Here is a 17869-nt window from a genome sequence, read left to right on the forward strand (position 1 = left end):
GGGTCGCGCGGCCGGGGCAGGATGGGCGGGCCGTTCCCCCAGCTCCCCGGAGGTCCCCCGTGCCCCTGACCCTGTCCGCCCCGCTGCCACCCGCGAGGACGTAGTGAGCACAGCAGCCGCCGCCCGGTCGGGTGGCCCCGCTCCGAGAATCCCGCTCCTCTCCCGCCGCGCACTGCTGGCCGGCACCGGCGTCGCCGTCGCCGCCGCGCTCGCCGGCTGCACCAGCTCGTCCGCGGAGGACGCCGCCGCTCCGCTGCGCATCGGCGCGATCCCTGACCAGGACCCCGAGGTCCTCCAGCGCCTCTACGGCACCGTCGCCGACTCGCTCGCCGCCGCCCTCGACCTCGAGGTCGAGTACCGCCCGGTCACCGACTACGCCGCCGCCGTCTCCCTCTTCCGCACCGGCGACCTCGACCTCGTCTGGTTCGGCGGGCTCACCGGCGTGCAGGCCCGGCTGCAGACCCGCGGCGCCGTGCCGATCGCCCAGCGCGACATCGACGAGGCCTTCCGCTCCGTCTTCGTCGTCCACGCGGGAACCGGGCTCGCCCCCTCCGACGACCTGGCCCCGCTCGCCGGCCTGCGGTTCACCTACGGCAGCGAGACGTCGACGTCGGGGCGGCTGATGCCCGCGTACTTCCTGAGCGAGGCCGGCGTCGACCCGCAGGGTTTCCCCGGTGGCCCGGGCTTCTCCGGGTCGCACGACGCGACGATCACCCTGGTCGCCTCCGGCAGCTACCAGGCCGGCGTCCTCAACGAGCAGGTGTGGGACAGCCGGCTCGGCGAGGGCGGCATCACCGACTCCGACCTCGTCGAGTACACCCGCACCCCGACCTACCACGACTACCACTGGTTGCTGGGCCCGAAGGCCGTCGAGCGGCTGGGCGCGGACCTGCCCGAGCGGCTGACGGCGTACTTCACCGGGCTGACCCAGGACGACGACGCCGAGGTGCTGGAACTGTTCGGCGCCGGGTCGTTCATCCCCACCGAGGCGGCGAACTACGAGCTGATCGAGCAGATCGGCCGCGACCTCGGGCTGGTCCGCTGACCGCGATCGCGCGGCTCACCGGCGTCGAGGTCCGCTACGGCGGCGCGCTCGCCCTCGCCGGCGTGGACCTCGAGGTGGCCGCCGGGTCGCGGGTGGCGGTGGTCGGCGCCTCGGGTGCGGGCAAGTCGACGCTGCTGGGCGTCCTCGACGGGTCGGTGACGCCGACGGCCGGCGTCGTCGAGGTGCACGGCGCCGACCCCGCCGCGCTCCGCGGCCGGGAGCTGCGCCGGCTCCGGGCCCGCACCGGAACCGTGCGCCAGCACCTCGACCTGCCCGGGCAGCTGCGGGTGGTGCACAACGTCAACGCCGGCCGGCTCGCCTCGTGGTCGGCCGCCCGGGCGGCCTGGTCGCTGCTGCGCCCGGTCGGGACGGCGGAGGTCCGCGCCGCCCTCGAGCGCGTCGGGCTCGGCGACCGCCTGCACGACCGGACCGATCGCCTCTCCGGTGGGCAGCGGCAGCGGGTCGCCGTCGCCCGGCTGCTCCTGCAGCGGCCGGAGCTGGTGCTCGCCGACGAGCCCGCGTCTGCGCTGGACCCGGCGCTGGCCGACGTCGTCCTCGGACTGCTCGGCCGGCTCGCGACCGAGCAGGGCGGCGCCCTCGTGACCGCCCTGCACGACCCGGCCCTGGCGCTGCGGCACTGCGACCGGGTGGTCGGCCTGGAGGACGGGCGGGTGGTCCTCGACGCTCCCGCCGCGACGCTCACCGTGGCATCGCTCGAGGGCTTCTACGGGGTCATCCGGTGACGACCCTCCTCGACCGCCCGGCCCCGGTCTCCTCTCGGCCGGTCCGCGACCGCCGCCGGTGGGGCTGGGCGATCGCGGCCGTCGGGCTCGTCGGCTGGGCGCTCGTCGACAGCGGGCTGTTCTCCGGAGCGGTGCTCAACCCGGGCGGAGCCGCCCAGTTCGGCCGCTTCGCCTCCGCCGCGTTCCGGCCGGAGCTCGCGCCCGAGTTCCTCGCCGTCGTGGCGGAGTCGGCGCTGGTGACCGTGGCCTACGCGGTGCTCGGCGGCGGCCTCGCGGTGCTGCTCGGCGCGGTCGGGGCCGTCGCGGTCGCCCGCTCGACCTGGGGACGGCGCCGGACCGGCTGGCTGGTCGCGCGCGGGGTGGTCGCGCTGCCGCGTGGTCTGCACGAGGCGGTGTGGGGCCTCCTGCTGCTGAACGTGCTCGGGCTCGACCCGTGGGTCGGGGTGCTCGCCATCGCGATCCCGTACGGCGCGGTCACCGCCACGGTGTTCGCCGGGATCCTCGACGAGGTGCCTCGCAGCGGTTACGACGCGCTGCTCGCCGCGGGAGCCGGCCGGAGTGCGGCGGCGCTGTACGGGCTGCTGCCGCACGCCGCCGGAAGCCTGCTCTCCTACGCCTTCTACCGCCTGGAGTGCGCCGTGCGCTCCGCCGTCGTCCTCGGGCTCATCGGAGCCGGCGGGCTGGGCTACCAGTTGTCGCTGTCGTTCACCTCGCTGCGCTGGGAGCAGGTGTGGACGACCGTGTACGCCCTCGCCGTCCTGTGCCTGGCCGCCGACGCCGGGGGTCGCGCGGTGCGCCGCCGGGTCGCCGATCCCCGCCCTGGCGGCGACCGCGACCGGGTGCTCACCGGCGCGGGAGTCGTCGTCCTCGCGCTCACCGGCTGGGCGGTCTGGTACCTCACCCTCTCCCCCGCCAGCCTCGTCTCCGCCCGCGCGCTGGAGCAGCTGTCCTACGTCGTCTCCGCCGCCTGGCCGCCGTCCACCGAGGGCGCCCTGCTGGCCGACGTCGCCGGCGCCGCGCTCGACACGGTGCTCATGTCGGTGCTGGCGATCGCCTTCGCGACGGCGGGCGCGGTCGCGCTGGCCGGCCTCGCCGCCCGGCCTCCCTCGGCGGGGCTCCCCCGACGCTTCACCGGTGCGCTGGTGCGCGCCACGCTGCTACTGCTCCGCGCGGTGCCGCCGCCGGTGTGGGCGCTCGTCCTGCTGTTCGTGCTGCTGCCCGGGGTCCTGCCCGGCGCGCTCGCGCTCGGCGTCTACACCCTCGGCGTGCTCGGCCGCCTGGTCGGCGAGGCGGTCGAGGAGTCCGACCGCCGCCCGACCGAGGCGCTGCGCTCCGCCGGCGCGTCCCCCGTCGGGGCCTGGCTGTACGGAACCGTGCCCTCTCTCGCCGGGCCGGTCCTGGCCCTGGCCTGCTACCGCTGGGAGGTCGCGATCCGCGACACCGTGCTGGTCGGGCTGCTGGGCGCCGGCGGGATCGGCGTGCTCCTGTCGGCGGCGACGGCGTCCTTCGACTGGCCCGCGGTCGCCACGGTTCTGGCGGCGATCGTGCTGCTGAGCCTGGTCGTCGACCTGGTCAGCGAGCGGGCCCGCGCGGCGCTGCGCTGAACTCGCCGAACCGCCGCCGGCCGAAGGGGTCGAAAGCGATCCGGAATCCCTATGCTGCTGCCGCGCGGTGACGCCGGTGTCACCGCCGGGGTGGAGGCACAGATGGCCGGGACGATGACCAAGACCGACGACGGCGGGGGCTCGTCCTCCGCGGGCTCGGGCCGCAGCCGCCCGTCGATGAAGAGCGTGCTCATCTGGACGGCGGTGGCCCTCGTCGGCGCCGTCTGCTGGGGCGTGCTGGCCATCGCCCGGGGCGAGACGATCTCGGCGCTGTGGCTGCTGTTCGCCGCACTGTCGTCGTACGCGATCGCCTACCGCTTCTACTCGCGGTTCATCACCTACAAGGTGCTGCGGGCCGACGACCGGCGGGCCACCCCGGCCGAGCGACTGGAGAACGGCGTCGACTTCGACGTCACTGACCGCCGGGTGCTCTTCGGCCACCACTTCGCCGCCATCGCCGGCGCCGGTCCGCTGGTCGGCCCGGTCCTCGCGGCGCAGATGGGCTACCTGCCCGGCACCATCTGGATCGTCGTCGGCGTCATCTTCGCCGGCGCCGTCCAGGACCTGACGGTCATGTTCTTCTCGATGCGCCGCAACGGGAAGAGCCTCGGCCAGATGATCCGCGAGGAGATCGGCCTCGTCGGTGGCATCGCGGCGCTCATCGCCGTCTTCGCCATCATGATCATCATCCTGGCGGTGCTCGCGCTCATCGTCGTCAACGCGCTGGCCGAGTCGCCGTGGGGCGTCTTCTCCATCGCCCTCACCATCCCGATCGCGCTCTTCATGGGCCTGTACCTGCGGGTGCTCCGGCCCGGCAGGGTGCTCGAGGCCACCGGCATCGGCGTCGCCCTGCTCCTGATGGCCATCGTCGGCGGCGGCTGGATCCAGGACACCGCTCTCGGCGAGACGCTGACGCTGTCCAAGGAGTGGCTGGTCCTCGCGCTGGTCGTCTACGGCTTCATCGCCTCGGTGCTGCCGGTCTGGCTGCTGCTCACGCCGCGGGACTACCTGTCGACCTTCATGAAGATCGGCGTCATCCTGCTGCTCGCGGTCAGCCTGATCGTCGCCCGCCCGGTCATCCAGGCCCCGGCCGTCAGCGACTTCGCGCTCGAGGGCACCGGCCCGGTGTTCGCCGGCAGCCTCTTCCCGTTCGTGTTCATCACGATCGCCTGCGGTGCGCTCTCGGGCTTCCACGCACTCATCTCCTCGGGCACGACGCCGAAGATGGTCGCCAAGGAGAGCCAGGTCCGGCTCATCGGCTACGGCGGCATGCTGATGGAGTCCTTCGTGGCCATCAGCGCGCTGATCGCCGCCGTCGTCATCGACCAGGGCCTCTACTTCGCGATGAACAGCCCCATGGGCGCCACCGGCGGCACGGCAGAGTCGGCCGCCACGTTCGTCCAGGGCCTCGGGTTCGACACCACCGCGCAGTCGATCGCCGCGGCCTCGGCCGCCGTCCAGGAGGACTCGCTGGTCTCCCGCACCGGTGGCGCCCCCGCGCTGGCCGTGGGCCTGGCCCAGATCTTCAGCCAGGCGTTCGGCGGCGGCGGCCAGGCGTTCTGGTACCACTTCGCGATCATGTTCGAGGCGCTGTTCATCCTCACCGCCGTCGACGCCGGCACCCGCGTGGGCCGGTTCATGCTCCAGGACACGATCGGCAACGTCTGGAAGAAGTTCGGCGACCTGTCGTGGCGGCCGGGCAACATCATCGCCAGCGCGATCGTCGTCGGGCTCTGGGGCTCGGTGCTCTACATCGGCGTCACCGACCCGCTGGGCGGCGTCAACCAGCTCTTCCCGCTGTTCGGCATCGCCAACCAGTTGCTGGCCGCCATCGCCCTGACGCTGGTCACGGTGCTGCTCATCAAGCACGGGAAGCTGCGCTACGCCTGGGTGACGGCGATCCCGCTGGTGTGGGACCTCATCGTCACCATGACGGCCAGCTACCAGAAGGTCTTCTCCGACAACCCGGCGATCGGCTACTTCGCCCAGCGGACGCGCTACGCCGACGCGCAGGCGGCCGGTGAGCTCCTCGCGCCGGCGCAGGACCAGGCGCAGATGGACCAGGTCATCTTCAACTCCACCCTCAACGGCATCCTGCAGTCGTTCTTCGCGGTGCTGGTGATCGTGGTGGTCGTCCACGCCGCGGTGGTGATCGCGAAGGCGATCCGGTCCGGCGGCCTGCCGACGACCGAGGAGCCGGCGGTGGAGTCGAAGCTCGTCGAACCGGCGGGTCTCTTCCCGACCGCCGAGGAGAAGCGGGCCATGGCCGAACGCGACCAGTTGGTCGGCGCGGGCGCCGGGCGCAGCGAGGCGGAGCAGAAGTGACCGCTCCGCTGACCCGGGCCTGGCAGGGGGTGCGCTGGTACCTCAAGGAGTTCACCGGCGAGGCCCGCTGGGACGACTACCTGGCGCACTGCGCGGAGCACGGGCACACGCCGATGAGCCGGCGGGAGTTCGAGCGCAAGCGCGCCGACGCGGCGGAGGCCAACCCGATGTCGAGGTGCTGCTGATCGCCCGCTGACTGTCGGGTTGTCGTCGTCTCAACGCACTCGAGACGACGACAACCCGACACTCGGCGTCGACAGCCCGGGTCAGGCCTTCCAGCGGGTGCTGATGCTCAGTGCGGCAAGGGCGGCGGCGCCGGCGGTCGAGGTGCGCAGCACCTCGGGGCCGAGCCGCACCGGCTGGGCGCCGGCAGCACGGAAGGCGACCACCTCGCCATCGGTGAGCCCACCCTCGGGGCCGACGACGACGACGACGGTGCCGCTCGAAGGCACCGGCAGCTCGGCCAGGCCCCGGCGGGCCTGCTCGTGCAGGACGACGGCGAGGTCGGCGTCGGCGAGCAGTCCGGCGACCTCGCGGGTGCTCATCGGCGCCGTCACCTCCGGCAGCCGCGGACGGCGGGACTGCTTGCTCGCGGCGCGGGCGGCGGAGCGCCACTTCGCCACGCCCTTCTCCACCCGCTCGTCGCGCCAGCGGGTCACGCAGCGCGCGGCCTGCCACGGCACGATCCGGTCCACGCCGAGCTCGGTGGCGAGGTCGACGGCCAGCGGGCCGTGGTCGCCCTTGGGCAGCGCCTGGACCAGCACGAACTCGTGCGCCGGCAGCGGCACCTCGAACCGGTTCTGCACGGTGACCCGCAGGCCCTCGGGGCCGGCGGAGACGACCTCGCCCTCGGCGACCGTGCCCTCGCCGTTCCCGACCCGCACCCGTTCGCCGGCCTGGAGCCGCAGGACGTCGACCGCGTGCCGCCCCTCCTGCCCGTCGACGAGCAGCTCCGGCGCATCGGGCAGGTCCTCGACGAGGAAGAGCGGAGCCCCGTCGAGCTCGGGGATGCCGGAGGTCATCGGCTCAGCGCTCCTTGAAGGCGTCGCGCACCCGGGAGAACAGGCCGCCCTGCGCCTCGCGGTGCGACTCCGGCTGGTCCTCCCCGCGCAGCGCCGCCAGCTCGCGGAGCAGCTTCTCCTGCTCGGCGTCGAGCCGCGTCGGCGTCTGCACCTCGACGTGCACGACGAGGTTGCCGCGGCCGGTGGCGCGCAGCCGCGGGGCGCCGTGCGCCCGCAGCGTGAGCACGCTGCCGGACTGGGTGCCCGGCTTGATGTCGAGGTCCTCCTCGCCGTCGAGCGTGTCGAGGCTCAGCGTCGTGCCGAGTGCGGCCGACGTCATCGGCAGGGTGACGCGGCAGTGCAGGTCCTCGCCGTCCCGGGTGAACACGGGGTGCGGGATCTCGTGCACCTCGACGTACAGGTCGCCGGCGGGCCCGCCGCCGGGGCCGACCTCGCCGTGCCCGGTCAGCCGGATCCGCATGCCGTCCTCGACACCGGCGGGCACCTTCACCGAGATGGTGCGGCGGGCCCGGACGCGACCGTCGCCGGCGCACTTCGGGCACGGCTCGGGGATGACCTGGCCGGTGCCGGAGCAGGTGGGGCAGGGCCGGGTGGAGACGACCTGGCCGAGGAACCCGCGCTGCACGCTCTGCACCTCGCCGCGGCCGGAGCAGGTGACGCAGGTGGTCGGGTGCGTTCCGGGCGCGGTGCCCGCACCCGAGCAGCCGTCGCAGAGGACAGCGGTGTCGACGGTGATCTCCTTGGTGGTGCCGAAGACCGTCTCGTCCAGCTCGAGCTCGACGGGGATCAGCGCGTCGCGACCGGCGCGGGTCCGGCTGCGCGGTCCACGCGTGGCTCCCCCGCCGAAGAACGCGTCCATGATGTCGCCGAGGCCGCCGAACCCCGCGCCGCCGAATCCGGCACCGCCGCCGGCACCGGAGTCGAAGGGGTCACCGCCCAGGTCGACGATGCGGCGCTTGTCCGGGTCGGTCAGGGCCTCGTAGGCGCGGCTGACCTCCTGGAACCGGTCCTTGGCCTCCGCGTCGGGGTTGACGTCGGGGTGCAGGTCGCGCGCCAGACGGCGATAGGCCTTCTTGATCTCGCTGTCCGTCGCTCCCTGGGCCAGGCCCAGCACGCCGTAGTAGTCGGTTGCCATCGGAAAAGTCTCGTCCTCAGCTCTCGGCCAGCAGATGGCCGACATAGCGGGCCACGGCACGAACCGCGGCCATGTTTCCTGGGTAGTCCATCCGGGTCGGGCCGACGATGCCCAGGCCGCCGAGCGACCGGTCCGCCGAGCCGTACCCCACGGTCACCAGCGAGGCGCTCGTGAGCGCCTCGTGGTCGTTCTCCTCGCCGATGCGCACCAGCACGGTGCTCGCGTCGACCTCGCTCATGAGGCGCAGGACGACCACCTGCTCCTCGAGCGCCTCGAGGATCGGTCGCATCGTGCCGGGGAAGTCCAGTGCGCTGCCGCGGGTCAGATTCGCCGTCCCGCCGATGACCAGCCGGTCCTCGCTGGGCTCGACGAGGGTCTCGACCAGCGTCGTGCTGACCGTCGCGACCAGGCCGCGCAGGTGCGGCGGCGCCGTCTCCAGCAGGTCGGGCACCTTGTCGCCGGCGTCGGCGAGCGTGACGCCGGCGAAGGCCTGGTTGAGCAGCGTGCGCAGGTCGGCGACGGCTCCGGCGTCGACCTCCACCGCTGAGTCGACCACCCGCTGCTCCACCCGTCCGGTGTCGGTGATCAGCACGACGAGCAGCCGGGACGCGGTGACCTGCACGACCTCGAGGTGCCGGACGGCGCTGCGTGACAGCGTCGGGTACTGGACGACCGCGACCTGGCGGGTCAGCTGCGCCAGCAGGCGCACGGTGCGCCCGAGCACGTCGTGCAGGTCGACGGCGCCGTCGAGGAACCGCTCGATGGCCCGGCGCTCGGCACCGGACAGCGGCTTGACCGCCGAGAGCCGGTCCACGAAGAGCCGGTAGCCCTTGTCGGTGGGCACCCGGCCGGCGCTCGTGTGCGGCTGGGTGATGTAGCCCTGCTCCTCGAGGACCGCCATGTCGTTGCGGATGGTCGCCGGGGACACACCGAGGTCGTGGCGCTCGGCGAGGGCCTTGCTGCCCACCGGGTCGTTGGTGGAGACGAAGTCCTGGACGATGGCCCGGAGGACCTCCAGGCGGCGTTCGTCGTGCGCCACGGTGACACCTCCCCGTACCGGTCGACGCGTCCGCGCGGCGCGCCCTCGCGGGCTGGCACTCGCACGGACGGAGTGCCAGGCCAGCATACGCGAACGGGCCCCGCTGCCCGCGCCGCTCGCAGGCTCGCAGCGGGCCCCTGCAGCAAGGCCGGGAGACGGCGGCGGGGCTCCGGCCGGGCGACTAGGGTGAGCACGGTCGGTCGCCCCGCCGGGGGCTGAGAGCGGAGGTCGGTCCCCTGATCTTCAAAGGCGTGCGCGACGGTCGCCCCTACCCCGACCACGGGCTGGCGCCGCGGGACTGGGCGATGATCCCGCCCCGCCAGGTGCGGATCGACACCCTGACGACGACGAAGCGCGAGCTGGCGCTGGACGCGTTGCTGGCCGACGACTCGACCTTCTACGGCGACCTGTTCCCGCACGCGGTGCAGTGGCAGGGCGAGCTGTACCTGGAGGACGGGCTGCACCGGGCGCTGCGGGCGGCCCTGCAGCAGCGCAACGTGATCCACGTGCGGGTACTGGAACTGGACTCGGCGGGCCCGGCCGGACCGGACACCGCCTCGATCCCCGCCCAGCCCCCGGTGCCCGGCCCGCGCACCAGCTGACGTCAGCGCGCGGGCCGAGCGGCCGTGCGGTCGTTCAGGCGGCGGCGGTGCAGGCGACGCAGGTGCGGGCGAACGGGCGCAGTTCCAGCCGCTCCTCCGGGATGGAGGCGTCGCAGCCGGTGCAGCGGCCGTAGGTGCCGCCGTCGATGCGGACGAGCGCCGCGTCGATCTCCTCGATGGTGCGCTGGAGGTCGGCGCTGCGACGCTGGGCAACCGGGTCGGGCACCGACGTCGCGCACTCGGCGAGGGCCTCCGCACGGTGCTGCACGCACTCGGTGCGCTGGGCCTGGAGCATGGTGCGGAACCGGTCCGCAGAGGCGGCGGTCATGGAGTCGAGCTTCGCGGACATGCGGGTCTCCTTCGGGCAACGCGGAAAGACGCGGTCACCGGGTGGCGGCGCGTCAGGACGGGCGCTGATGACTCCGGGAGGAGTCAGGAGGTGTGCGGCGGGGCCCGGTCCTGGCTGCGTCGGAGGACGTCGAGTCCTCGCAGCCCTCGGGCCCGCCGGTTCATCGCCAGCGCGACCAGCATGCCGCCGGAGAGGGCGGGTGCGGCGGGGCGGAGACCTCGAGGGAACGCCGTTCGACGGAACGCGTACGCGTCCACGGGCGACACCCCCTCGATTCACCCGGCGCCGTTGCCGGAACGGGGACCATAGCCCATGACGTGCGTCACGAACCCGCCCTTTCGGGTGATTACCGGGCCGTCGTGTCGCCGTGCGGGACCGGGCAACTCGAGGGGAACGTGCCGAGAGCTGCGACGTCGTATCCGTCGGGGTGGCTGCACACCTGCGGCAGCTGCCGGGCGAAGAACGGCTCCCGGCGCGGCGGGAGCCGGCGCACCGCGCTCAGCACGAGCGCGCTGGACGCCGGGTGCGGGGACGGGAAGCCGGACGCCGCACGCAGCGGAGGCGTCGGTCAGTCCGTCAGGTCGCGGACGACGGCGTCTGCCAGCAGCCGGCCGCGGTCGGTGAGGACCGCCAGACCGCCCGCGTGGGCCGCCGGGTCCAGCAGCCCGTCGGCGACCGCCGACTCCGCGCGCGCCCGGCCGACGTCGGTCAGCGCGGTGAGCGGCAGCCCGTCGCGCAGGCGCAGGCCGAGCATCACCGCCTCGAGCGCCCGGTCCGCGTCGTCGAGCAGCTCGCTGTCCTGGGCCGGGCTCTCCCCGCGGGCCAACCGGTCGGCGTAGGCGGCCGGGTGCTTGACGTTCCACCAGCGCAGCCCGCCGACGTGGCTGTGCGCGCCCGGGCCCACGCCCCACCAGTTGGCGTTGGCCCAGTACAGCTCGTTGTGCCGGCAGCGGGCGGCGTCCGACGTCGCCCAGTTGGAGACCTCGTACCACCGGTAGCCGGCCCGGCCCAGGGTCGCGTCGGCCTGCTCGTACCGGTCGGCGAGGACGTCGTCGTCGGGCATGGGGAGCTCGCCGCGCTTGATCCGCCGGGCGAGCTTCGTCCCCTCCTCGACGATCAGCGCGTAGGCGCTGACGTGGTCGACCGGTGAGGCGAGGACGGCTTCCAGGGAGGCCGCCCAGTCGGCGTCGCTCTCCCCCGGCGTCCCGTAGATCAGGTCCAGGTTGATGTGTTCGAACCCGGCGGCACGGGCCTCGTGCGCCGCCTCGACGGCACGGCCGGGGGTGTGCCGGCGGTCGAGCGCGGCGAGCACGTGCGGCGCCGCGGACTGCATGCCGAGGCTCAGCCGGGTGTAGCCGGCCTCGCGCAGGCGGGCCAGCGACGCCGGGGAGACCGTCTCGGGGTTGGCCTCGGTGGTCACCTCGACGTCCGGGTCGACCGGGAAGAGTTCGCGGACCGCGCCGAGCACGGCGGCCAGGTCGTCGGCCGGCAGCAGCGTCGGGGTGCCGCCGCCGACGAAGACCGTGGAGACGGTCGGCAGGTCCGGGCCGAGGGTGCGGGCGGCGCGCTCCAGCTCGGAGATCGCGGTCTCCGCGTACTCGCTGCGGTTGGCGCCGGGGCCGAGCTCGTCGGAGGTGTAGGTGTTGAAGTCGCAGTAGCCGCAGCGGGTCGCGCAGAACGGAACGTGCACGTAGAGCCCGAACGGCGTGGTGGCCAGGCCCTCGCGGGCACTGTCGGGGAGCCGGTCGGGGCCGGGTGCGCCGGGCGGCAGACCCGTGTCGTTCAACAGCGGCAGGACGGTGTTCATCTGCTCCCAGTGTGCCGCTCCTTCTCGGCGGACCGGCAGGATCCCCGGCGTGACCTCCGACCGAGTGATCCAGGTGTCCGTGTCGAGGGGCGTCGCGACGCTGGTCCTCGACTCCCCCGCCAACCGCAACGCGCTGTCCCGGGCGCTCCGGGCGCAGCTCCGGGCGGCGCTGGAGCAGGCGCTGGCCGACGACGCGGTGCGAGCCGTCGTGCTCGACCACACCGGCCGGGTGTTCTGCTCCGGGATGGACCTCTCCGAGGCGGCCGGCGGGTCCAGCGAGGACCAGGGCGTTCGGGAGTTCCCGGAGCTGCTGGAGCTGGTGTGGTCCTCCCCCAAGCCCGTGGTCGCCGTGGTCCGTGGGCCGGCGCGCGCTGGTGGTGTCGGGCTGCTGGCGGCCTGCGACGTCGTGGTCGCGGCCGACTCGGCGAGCTTCGCCTTCTCCGAGGTGCGGCTGGGCCTGGTGCCCGCGGTCATCTCCGCCGTCGTGCTCCCGCGGATGGCGCCGCACGTCGCGCACCGGCTGATGCTCACCGGCCAGGTCTTCGACGCGTCGACCGCGGCGGGCGGCGGGCTGGTCGACCTCGTCGTGCCCGATGCCGACGTCGACGCGGAGCTGCACGCGCAGCTGGTGCACCTGACCGCCGGCGCCCCGACAGCGCTGGCCGAGACGAAGCGGCTGCTGCGCGCCCGGCAGGGGCTGCTGTCCTTCGACGACCTGCTCGACCTCTCGGCCCGGTTTTTCGCCGGCGAGGAGGGCCAGGAGGGGATCGCCGCGTTCCGCGAGAAGCGCCCCGCCCGCTGGGTGCCGGCGAGCGGGGAGGCCTGAGCAACGCTCCCTCAGGGCTGGGACGGCATCACGCCGGCTCCACGGATCTGTCGACGACCTGCCAGGCCGACCCGTCCCACTCCAGGATCACGATCCCGAGATGGCGGGGATCACCTGCAGCATCCCCTGGCCCGACCGCCGTGCCGGAGATCGTCAATCGTCCGCCGCCGCCCGAAACCGTCGCCGTCTTGAAGAAGTCCTCCACGAGCAGATTGCCCTGTGCGGTCGGCTCGCCGGTGGTGTCGTCGAATGCCACCAGTGCCTGGTACGACTCGGCCGATCCCGAGGGGCACGCGAAGAGCGCGAGACGAGACGGGGCTCCCGACGCCGAGGCCGCCAACGGCACCCACCGAATCCTGGCGTCGTCATATTTCTCAGGGGGGAACCGAGCGTCGATCCACTCCTCCCGGGTGGGGCAGCCCGCCGCGCGGAACGCCGCAGCGCGCTCGTCGGCCACGGGCGCAGCGGGCCCCTCCTTGGTCAGCGTCACGTCGAACCACCCGGTGAATCGCCGGTCCTCCGAGGCCCAGAGGTACTCCAAGGTGAGCAGCTGACGCCAGGTCGCATAGGTGGTGGGGAGGACCGCCAGGAGGTCTGCCAGGTCGGTGTCTTTCCTAGTCGCGTCCAGGGCGACTCGAAGGCATCGTCGGGCAACGTTGACCCCTGCGTCCTGGAGTTTCACCGGGTCCGGGTCGGCGCGAGCCTTCTGGACTTCGCCGAAGGTCGCGGAGACGCAATCGACGACCCCGATGAGCTGGGTCGTCTTCTGGAGAGGGAGCGGTGAGTCCTTCGCGAAACCTCGCCAGGTGTCGGTGAGGATCTCGATGGCTTCCCGCACGGTCAGCGGGGTCTCCCGATCGAAGGCCTCCTGGATCGCTTTCAGTACCGCCCGTTCCGATGCCCGGCCGATGGCCGCTTTCCCACCCTTGGTCACGGCGAGTCCGGTCAGCCCCACCTCCATCGCGATCGCGAGCGCATCCGGCACGGCGCGCAGCGTGATCGTGCGAGCAGCGGCCTCCAGTGCACCGACATGCGCCGCCGGGATGCGCATCGTGGCGTGTCCTTGGGCGGGAACCGGGAGGCCTCCGATCACCTGCCCTACGGCGGTCCCGACCATCGTGATCGTGTCGACGCCGGCCTCGAGGTCCATGAATCGGACCTGGAGCGGAGGCGGCACCATCAGCAGATAGCGGACATAGCCGTGGTTGGTCACGCGGACCGTGAGGGAGCCGTCCTGCTCGCGCACGACGCATCCCTGGAAGTCGTCATCCAGGTCGTCGGGCACCTGCACTCGCCAGGTGGGGTCGGCCCGGTCGCAGTCGGCCTCGTCGGTCACGCCGATCACGAACGTGGTCACCGCTCTCACCGCTCGGTAGGCGGTGACGACCTGCATCCGTGCGGCCAGGTACGCCAGCGAGCAGAGGGGGGAGTCCGCGCACGCGGAACCCGCACGGGCGGCGACCGCCTCCGCATCCGCTGCCGCCTCCTCGGCGTACCGACGCGCTATCGCAGCAGCCTGTCGCGCCCGGTCCGCGGCCGATCCGGCGGAATTCACGACCCCGTCGAGCGCCTGCTCCCCCACCTGTCGCACAGTCTCGACGGTCTGCCCGACCCAGTCGATCCCCTGGTCGAGGACGAACAGGCCGAAACGGCTGAAGTGTGGAGCCTCGGCCACCATCTCCCGGGCTTCGGCGTCATGCACGGTCGGCAACGGGATCCAGGTCTCCTCCGTTTCCCCGTAGACCGCCAGGAAAGCGAGCGCGGGATCGGCCACCTCCTCAGGCAAGGGAAAGCGAACCACCGCACCGGGCAGCTCCTCGCTGACCGTGATGTCAGCAACGGGTGCCGCCAGCCTCGCGAACTCCTCAACCGAGTCCAGGTCGGGAGCCATGTCCTTTCTGTCGATGGTGATGGTCGCGGCTTCGGCCACCCCGCCGGGAACCTCGACGCGGGGCCCACCGATCTCGCCGGCGATGCCCCCGCTGCGTCCGATCTCGGCCACTTCCCCCGAACCCGCCCGCAACCACACGACAACGCCTGCCGCGACGAGCGAGACGACCAGAAGCCCGATGACGAGCGTGCTGCGCCCCGACCGCCATCCCGTGTTCCCCCGTGTCACGCGGTCAAGATAGGGGCCGCGCCTCCGGACCGACAGGACTTCGTCGCCGGAGACGCCGAGAGACGGACCGAACGGTTCCGGCCATATTCCTGGGCCGGTCCAGAGCCCTCCTCAGGCTCGGCGCAGGCGGCGGGAGTTATCCGGCAGCCGCTCCGTGACCCCGCGGGCATCCAGCCACTCCATGAGCGGCACGGCGACCCGGCGGCTGGTGCCCCACGCCTGCCGGGCCTGGCTGAGCGTGAACGGCTGCGGGACGGTGGCCAGCCGGGTCCGGGCGACGCCCTCGACCTCCGGCGCGAGGTAGACGCCGTCGCCGATCTTCACCAGCTGGCCGCTGCGCACAGCCGCCGCCAGCTCGCGGATCCCGAGCCCGGCCGCGACCAGATCCGGCGCCTCCGGGGCGGCGAACGGGTCGAGGACCAGGCGCGCGCGGATCTCGTCGACGGCCTTCTGCACGGCCGGCGGCAGGTCGGTCGAGCCGTCGACGACCCGGCCCTCGCGCAGGAGCAGCGGCTCCCGGACGAGGGCGGGCACCAGGTCTGCGCCCGGGAGGTCCAGCGCGCGGCGCACGACCTCCACCGGCGGCCCCGGCTCCAGCGGACGCAGCCGCCGGTACCGGGCGACGACGTCGGGCACGCGGGCACTCAGCTCCTCCGCGAGCCCCGGCGCGAGCAGCCACGGCCCGTGCTCGGTGGCCCCGGCGGGCACCGGCCAGCCCATCGCGGCGAAGTCGGCGGCGCGGACGAACCGGCGGCGGGCGAGGTCCGTGGCGGCTCCGGCGTCGCCGGACGGCTGGGCGGCGAGCTCGGCCCCCCGCTGCCGGGCCGCACCTCGCCGCCGGAGCTCCGGTGGGTCGACGTCGCGCACGTCGGCACCCAGCACGCGGCGCGCACCGGGGTCACGCAGCAGCAGCCGGTCACCGATCCGCAGCGGCAGCGGCCTGGTGAGCCGCAGCCGGACCGCGGCGCCGTCCAGCGGTCGCAGCCGTGCGCCGACCGTCGCCGAGCCGACGTGCACGACCGGCTCCGCCGGCAGCTGTGCGTCCGGTTCGGCGTCGAGGGTCAGGTCGACGACGTCGGTCAGCCGGAACGCGCCCGGGGTCAGCAGCGCGTCGCCGCGGGAGATCTCCTCGACCGCGACGCCGCGCAGGTTGAGTGCCACCCGGGCGGTGGCCGACGCCTGCTCCACCGACTGGCCCAGGGACTGCACGCCCCGCACGGTCACCTCGCGGTCGCCGAGCAGGAAGCGGTCGCCGGCCGCCACGGTGCCGGCGGCGAGTGTGCCGGTGACCACGGTCCCGGCGCCGGTGATGGTGAACGCCCGGTCGATCCAGAGCCGCACCGGCGCGGCGCCGTCCGGGGCGGGCAGCCCGCCGAGCAGGTGCTCCAGCGCGGCGGTCAGCTCGGGGACCCCGGCCCCGGTCACCGAGCTGACGGCGACGCCGGGCACCTCGCCCATCGACGTCGCGGCCAGCCGTTCCCGCACGTCGGCGAGCACCGGCTCCGGGTCGGCGAGGTCGGACTTGGTGACGGCGAGCAGCGCGTGCCGCACCCCGAGAGCGTCGAGCACGGCGACGTGCTCGGCGGTCTGGGCCGACCAGCCGTCGTCGGCGGCGACGACGACCAGCGCGGCGGGGACCGAGCCCACTCCGGCGAGCATGTTGCCGACGAACCGCTCGTGCCCCGGGACGTCGACGACGGCGAGCCGGCGGCCCGAGGGCAGCGTCGTCCAGGCGAAGCCGAGGTCGATGGTCAGCCCGCGGCGCCGTTCCTCGGCCCAGCGGTCGGGCTCCATGCCGGTGAGCGCGCGGACCAGCGCGGACTTGCCGTGGTCGACGTGGCCGGCGGTGGCGATCACGTCCACTTCTCCGCCACCTCCAGCACGGCGTCGGCCAGGGCGTGGTCGGCGGCGGGCAGGACGCTGCGCAGGTTGAGCAGCGTGCGGTCGTCCTCGACGTAGCCGACGACCGGCCGGGCGCCGAGGCGCAGCGGCTCGGCGAACTCCAGCGGCAGCGAGACGGCGGCGCCGGGCAGCGGGTGTTCGGGCGCCCCTCCCCCGCCGACCCGCGACTCGGCGTCCACCGCGACGGCGTCGATCCCGGCGTCGGCCAGCCGGGCGGCGATCGCGCTGGCACGCGCCCGCAGCCCCTCGACGTCGGCGGCGAGCATCTCCTGCACCGGCGGCAGCGGGCCGCGGAGCGTCGCCTCCAGCGCAGCCAGCGTCGTCTTGTCCACCCGGAGCGCCCGGTAGAGCGGATGCCGGCGCAGCCGCTGCACCAGCTCGGCGCGGCCGAGGACCAGCCCCGCCTGCGGTCCGCCGAGCAGCTTGTCGCCGCTGGCCAGCACCAGGTCCGCGCCGGCGGCGAGCGTCGTCTGCAGGTCGGGCTCGTCGGGCAGCACGGGATGCGGGCGGAGCAGCCCGGAGCCGACGTCGGCGACCAGCGGAACGCCGGTGCCGGCCAGCGCCGCCGCCAGCTCGCCCACCTCGACGGCACGGGTGAAGCCGCGGACGACGAAGTTCGACGGGTGAACCTTGAGCACGGCGCGGGTCTCCGGGCCCAGCGCCCCGCGGTAGTCGGCAAGCGCGACGCGGTTGGTGGTGCCGACCTCGCGCAGCCGGGCGCCGGTGCTCTCCAGCAGCTCGGGGATGCGGAAGCCGTCGCCGATCTCGACCAGCTCGCCGCGAGCGATCACCAGCTCGCCGCCGAGCGCGGTCGCCACCAGCGCCAGCGCGGCGGCGCAGTTGTTGACCACGATCGCGGCCTCGGCGGCGGGCACGGCGCCCAGCAGCGCGGCGATCGCCGCCTCGCCGCGCGGGCCCCGCCGTCCCGTGCGCAGGTCGAGCTCGACGTCGGTGGTGCCGGTCGCGGCGGCGATCGCCTCGGCGGCGGCAGCCGAGAGCGGTGCCCGGCCGAGGTTCGTGTGCACGACGACGCCGGTCGCGTTGAGCACCGGGCGCAGGCTCGACGCGGTACCGGGCAGCTCCGCCAGGACGGCGTCGACGGCGCCCTCGGGGCTGACCTCACCGGCGCGCACCCGTTGCTGCACGCGCTGCACCGCGCCCTTCACCAGCGCACGGCCGAGCCGCTGCCCGGCGTCGGCCAGGCGCGGGTCGGCGAGCAGCGTGTCGGTGCGCGGCACCTGCCGGCGCGGATCGGCGCTCATCGCCCGGGAGCGTAGGCCCCGCACGGAATCCCGGCCGGACCCGCCGTTGACATACAGAGCACGCGCTCTCTAACCTTCCGCGACCGATG

The 17869-nt window shown here is 74.0% G+C and carries 14 protein-coding genes and 1 pseudogene; 7 read left to right on the top strand and 8 right to left on the bottom strand.

What is annotated here, in order from left to right; translation table 11 throughout:
• Positions 1 to 103: 103 nt before the first annotated feature.
• From LBW97_RS02810 to LBW97_RS02830, 5 genes are all read left to right on the top strand, one after another.
• Positions 104 to 1045, top strand: a complete 942-nt coding sequence (locus tag LBW97_RS02810; RefSeq protein ID WP_224497885.1) for a putative selenate ABC transporter substrate-binding protein — start codon at positions 104 to 106, stop codon at positions 1043 to 1045.
• A gap of 62 nt (positions 1046 to 1107) precedes the next feature.
• Positions 1108 to 1788, top strand: coding sequence for a phosphonate ABC transporter ATP-binding protein (locus LBW97_RS02815; protein WP_224497886.1), 681 nt, complete (start codon positions 1108 to 1110; stop codon positions 1786 to 1788).
• Entirely contained in the window at positions 1785 to 3392 is a 1608-nt protein-coding gene (locus LBW97_RS02820; protein WP_224497887.1) for an ABC transporter permease, read from the top strand. Before LBW97_RS02815 ends, LBW97_RS02820 begins: the two co-directional genes overlap by 4 nt.
• A gap of 51 nt (positions 3393 to 3443) precedes the next feature.
• Positions 3444 to 5717 carry a carbon starvation CstA family protein gene (locus LBW97_RS02825; protein ID WP_224497888.1) on the top strand — a complete coding sequence of 758 codons (2274 nt, stop codon included), beginning with the start codon at positions 3444 to 3446 and terminating at the stop codon, positions 5715 to 5717.
• Positions 5714 to 5902 (top strand): YbdD/YjiX family protein, encoded by a 189-nt coding sequence (locus LBW97_RS02830; protein ID WP_224497889.1) that lies wholly within the window; start codon positions 5714 to 5716, stop codon positions 5900 to 5902. Before LBW97_RS02825 ends, LBW97_RS02830 begins: the two co-directional genes overlap by 4 nt.
• An 81-nt stretch (positions 5903 to 5983) precedes the next feature.
• On the opposite strand, the gene LBW97_RS02835 is transcribed toward LBW97_RS02830, so the two are convergent.
• The 3 genes from LBW97_RS02835 to hrcA are packed head-to-tail and all read right to left on the bottom strand — an operon-like array spanning position 5984 to position 8913.
• Entirely contained in the window at positions 5984 to 6739 is a 756-nt protein-coding gene (locus LBW97_RS02835) for a 16S rRNA (uracil(1498)-N(3))-methyltransferase (protein ID WP_224497890.1), read from the bottom strand.
• A gap of 4 nt (positions 6740 to 6743) precedes the next feature.
• Complete coding sequence (dnaJ, locus tag LBW97_RS02840; protein WP_224497891.1) at positions 6744 to 7874, bottom strand: molecular chaperone DnaJ; 1131 nt, start codon at positions 7872 to 7874, stop codon at positions 6744 to 6746.
• A gap of 16 nt (positions 7875 to 7890) precedes the next feature.
• The gene (gene hrcA / locus LBW97_RS02845) at positions 7891 to 8913 is read right to left on the bottom strand and encodes a heat-inducible transcriptional repressor HrcA (protein WP_224497892.1); all 1023 of its coding nucleotides are present in this window, start codon (positions 8911 to 8913) and stop codon (positions 7891 to 7893) included.
• Positions 8914 to 9149: 236 nt separating this feature from the next.
• Here hrcA and LBW97_RS02850 point away from each other — a divergent pair.
• Positions 9150 to 9440 (top strand): annotated as a pseudogene (locus tag LBW97_RS02850) (type II toxin-antitoxin system VapB family antitoxin); the annotation flags it as partial.
• A 109-nt stretch (positions 9441 to 9549) separates the two neighbouring features.
• Here the strand turns inward: LBW97_RS02850 and LBW97_RS02855 are convergent.
• A complete protein-coding gene (locus LBW97_RS02855; protein WP_224497893.1) occupies positions 9550 to 9864 on the bottom strand; it encodes a TraR/DksA C4-type zinc finger protein in 315 nt (104 codons plus the stop codon).
• A 568-nt stretch (positions 9865 to 10432) separates the two neighbouring features.
• A complete protein-coding gene (hemW, locus tag LBW97_RS02860; protein ID WP_224497894.1) occupies positions 10433 to 11671 on the bottom strand; it encodes a radical SAM family heme chaperone HemW in 1239 nt (412 codons plus the stop codon).
• 49 nt (positions 11672 to 11720) lie between these two features.
• Between hemW and LBW97_RS02865 the strand changes: the two genes are divergently transcribed.
• On the top strand, positions 11721 to 12497 hold the full coding sequence (locus LBW97_RS02865) for an enoyl-CoA hydratase-related protein (RefSeq protein ID WP_224497895.1): 777 nt from the start codon (positions 11721 to 11723) through the stop codon (positions 12495 to 12497).
• 28 nt (positions 12498 to 12525) lie between these two features.
• On the opposite strand, the gene LBW97_RS02870 is transcribed toward LBW97_RS02865, so the two are convergent.
• The 3 genes from LBW97_RS02870 to selA form a co-directional block, all read right to left on the bottom strand.
• Positions 12526 to 14616, bottom strand: a complete 2091-nt coding sequence (locus LBW97_RS02870; protein ID WP_224497896.1) for a hypothetical protein — start codon at positions 14614 to 14616, stop codon at positions 12526 to 12528.
• A 111-nt stretch (positions 14617 to 14727) separates the two neighbouring features.
• Positions 14728 to 16473 (bottom strand): selenocysteine-specific translation elongation factor, encoded by a 1746-nt coding sequence (selB, locus tag LBW97_RS20170; protein ID WP_224497897.1) that lies wholly within the window; start codon positions 16471 to 16473, stop codon positions 14728 to 14730.
• A complete protein-coding gene (gene selA, locus LBW97_RS02880) occupies positions 16470 to 17780 on the bottom strand; it encodes an L-seryl-tRNA(Sec) selenium transferase (protein ID WP_224497898.1) in 1311 nt (436 codons plus the stop codon). The genes selB and selA overlap by 4 nt, the downstream gene beginning before the upstream one ends.
• Between the last annotated feature and the right edge of the window lie 89 nt (positions 17781 to 17869).

The organism is Blastococcus sp. LR1 (assembly GCF_020166105.1).
Lineage (GTDB): Bacteria > Actinomycetota > Actinomycetes > Mycobacteriales > Geodermatophilaceae > Blastococcus.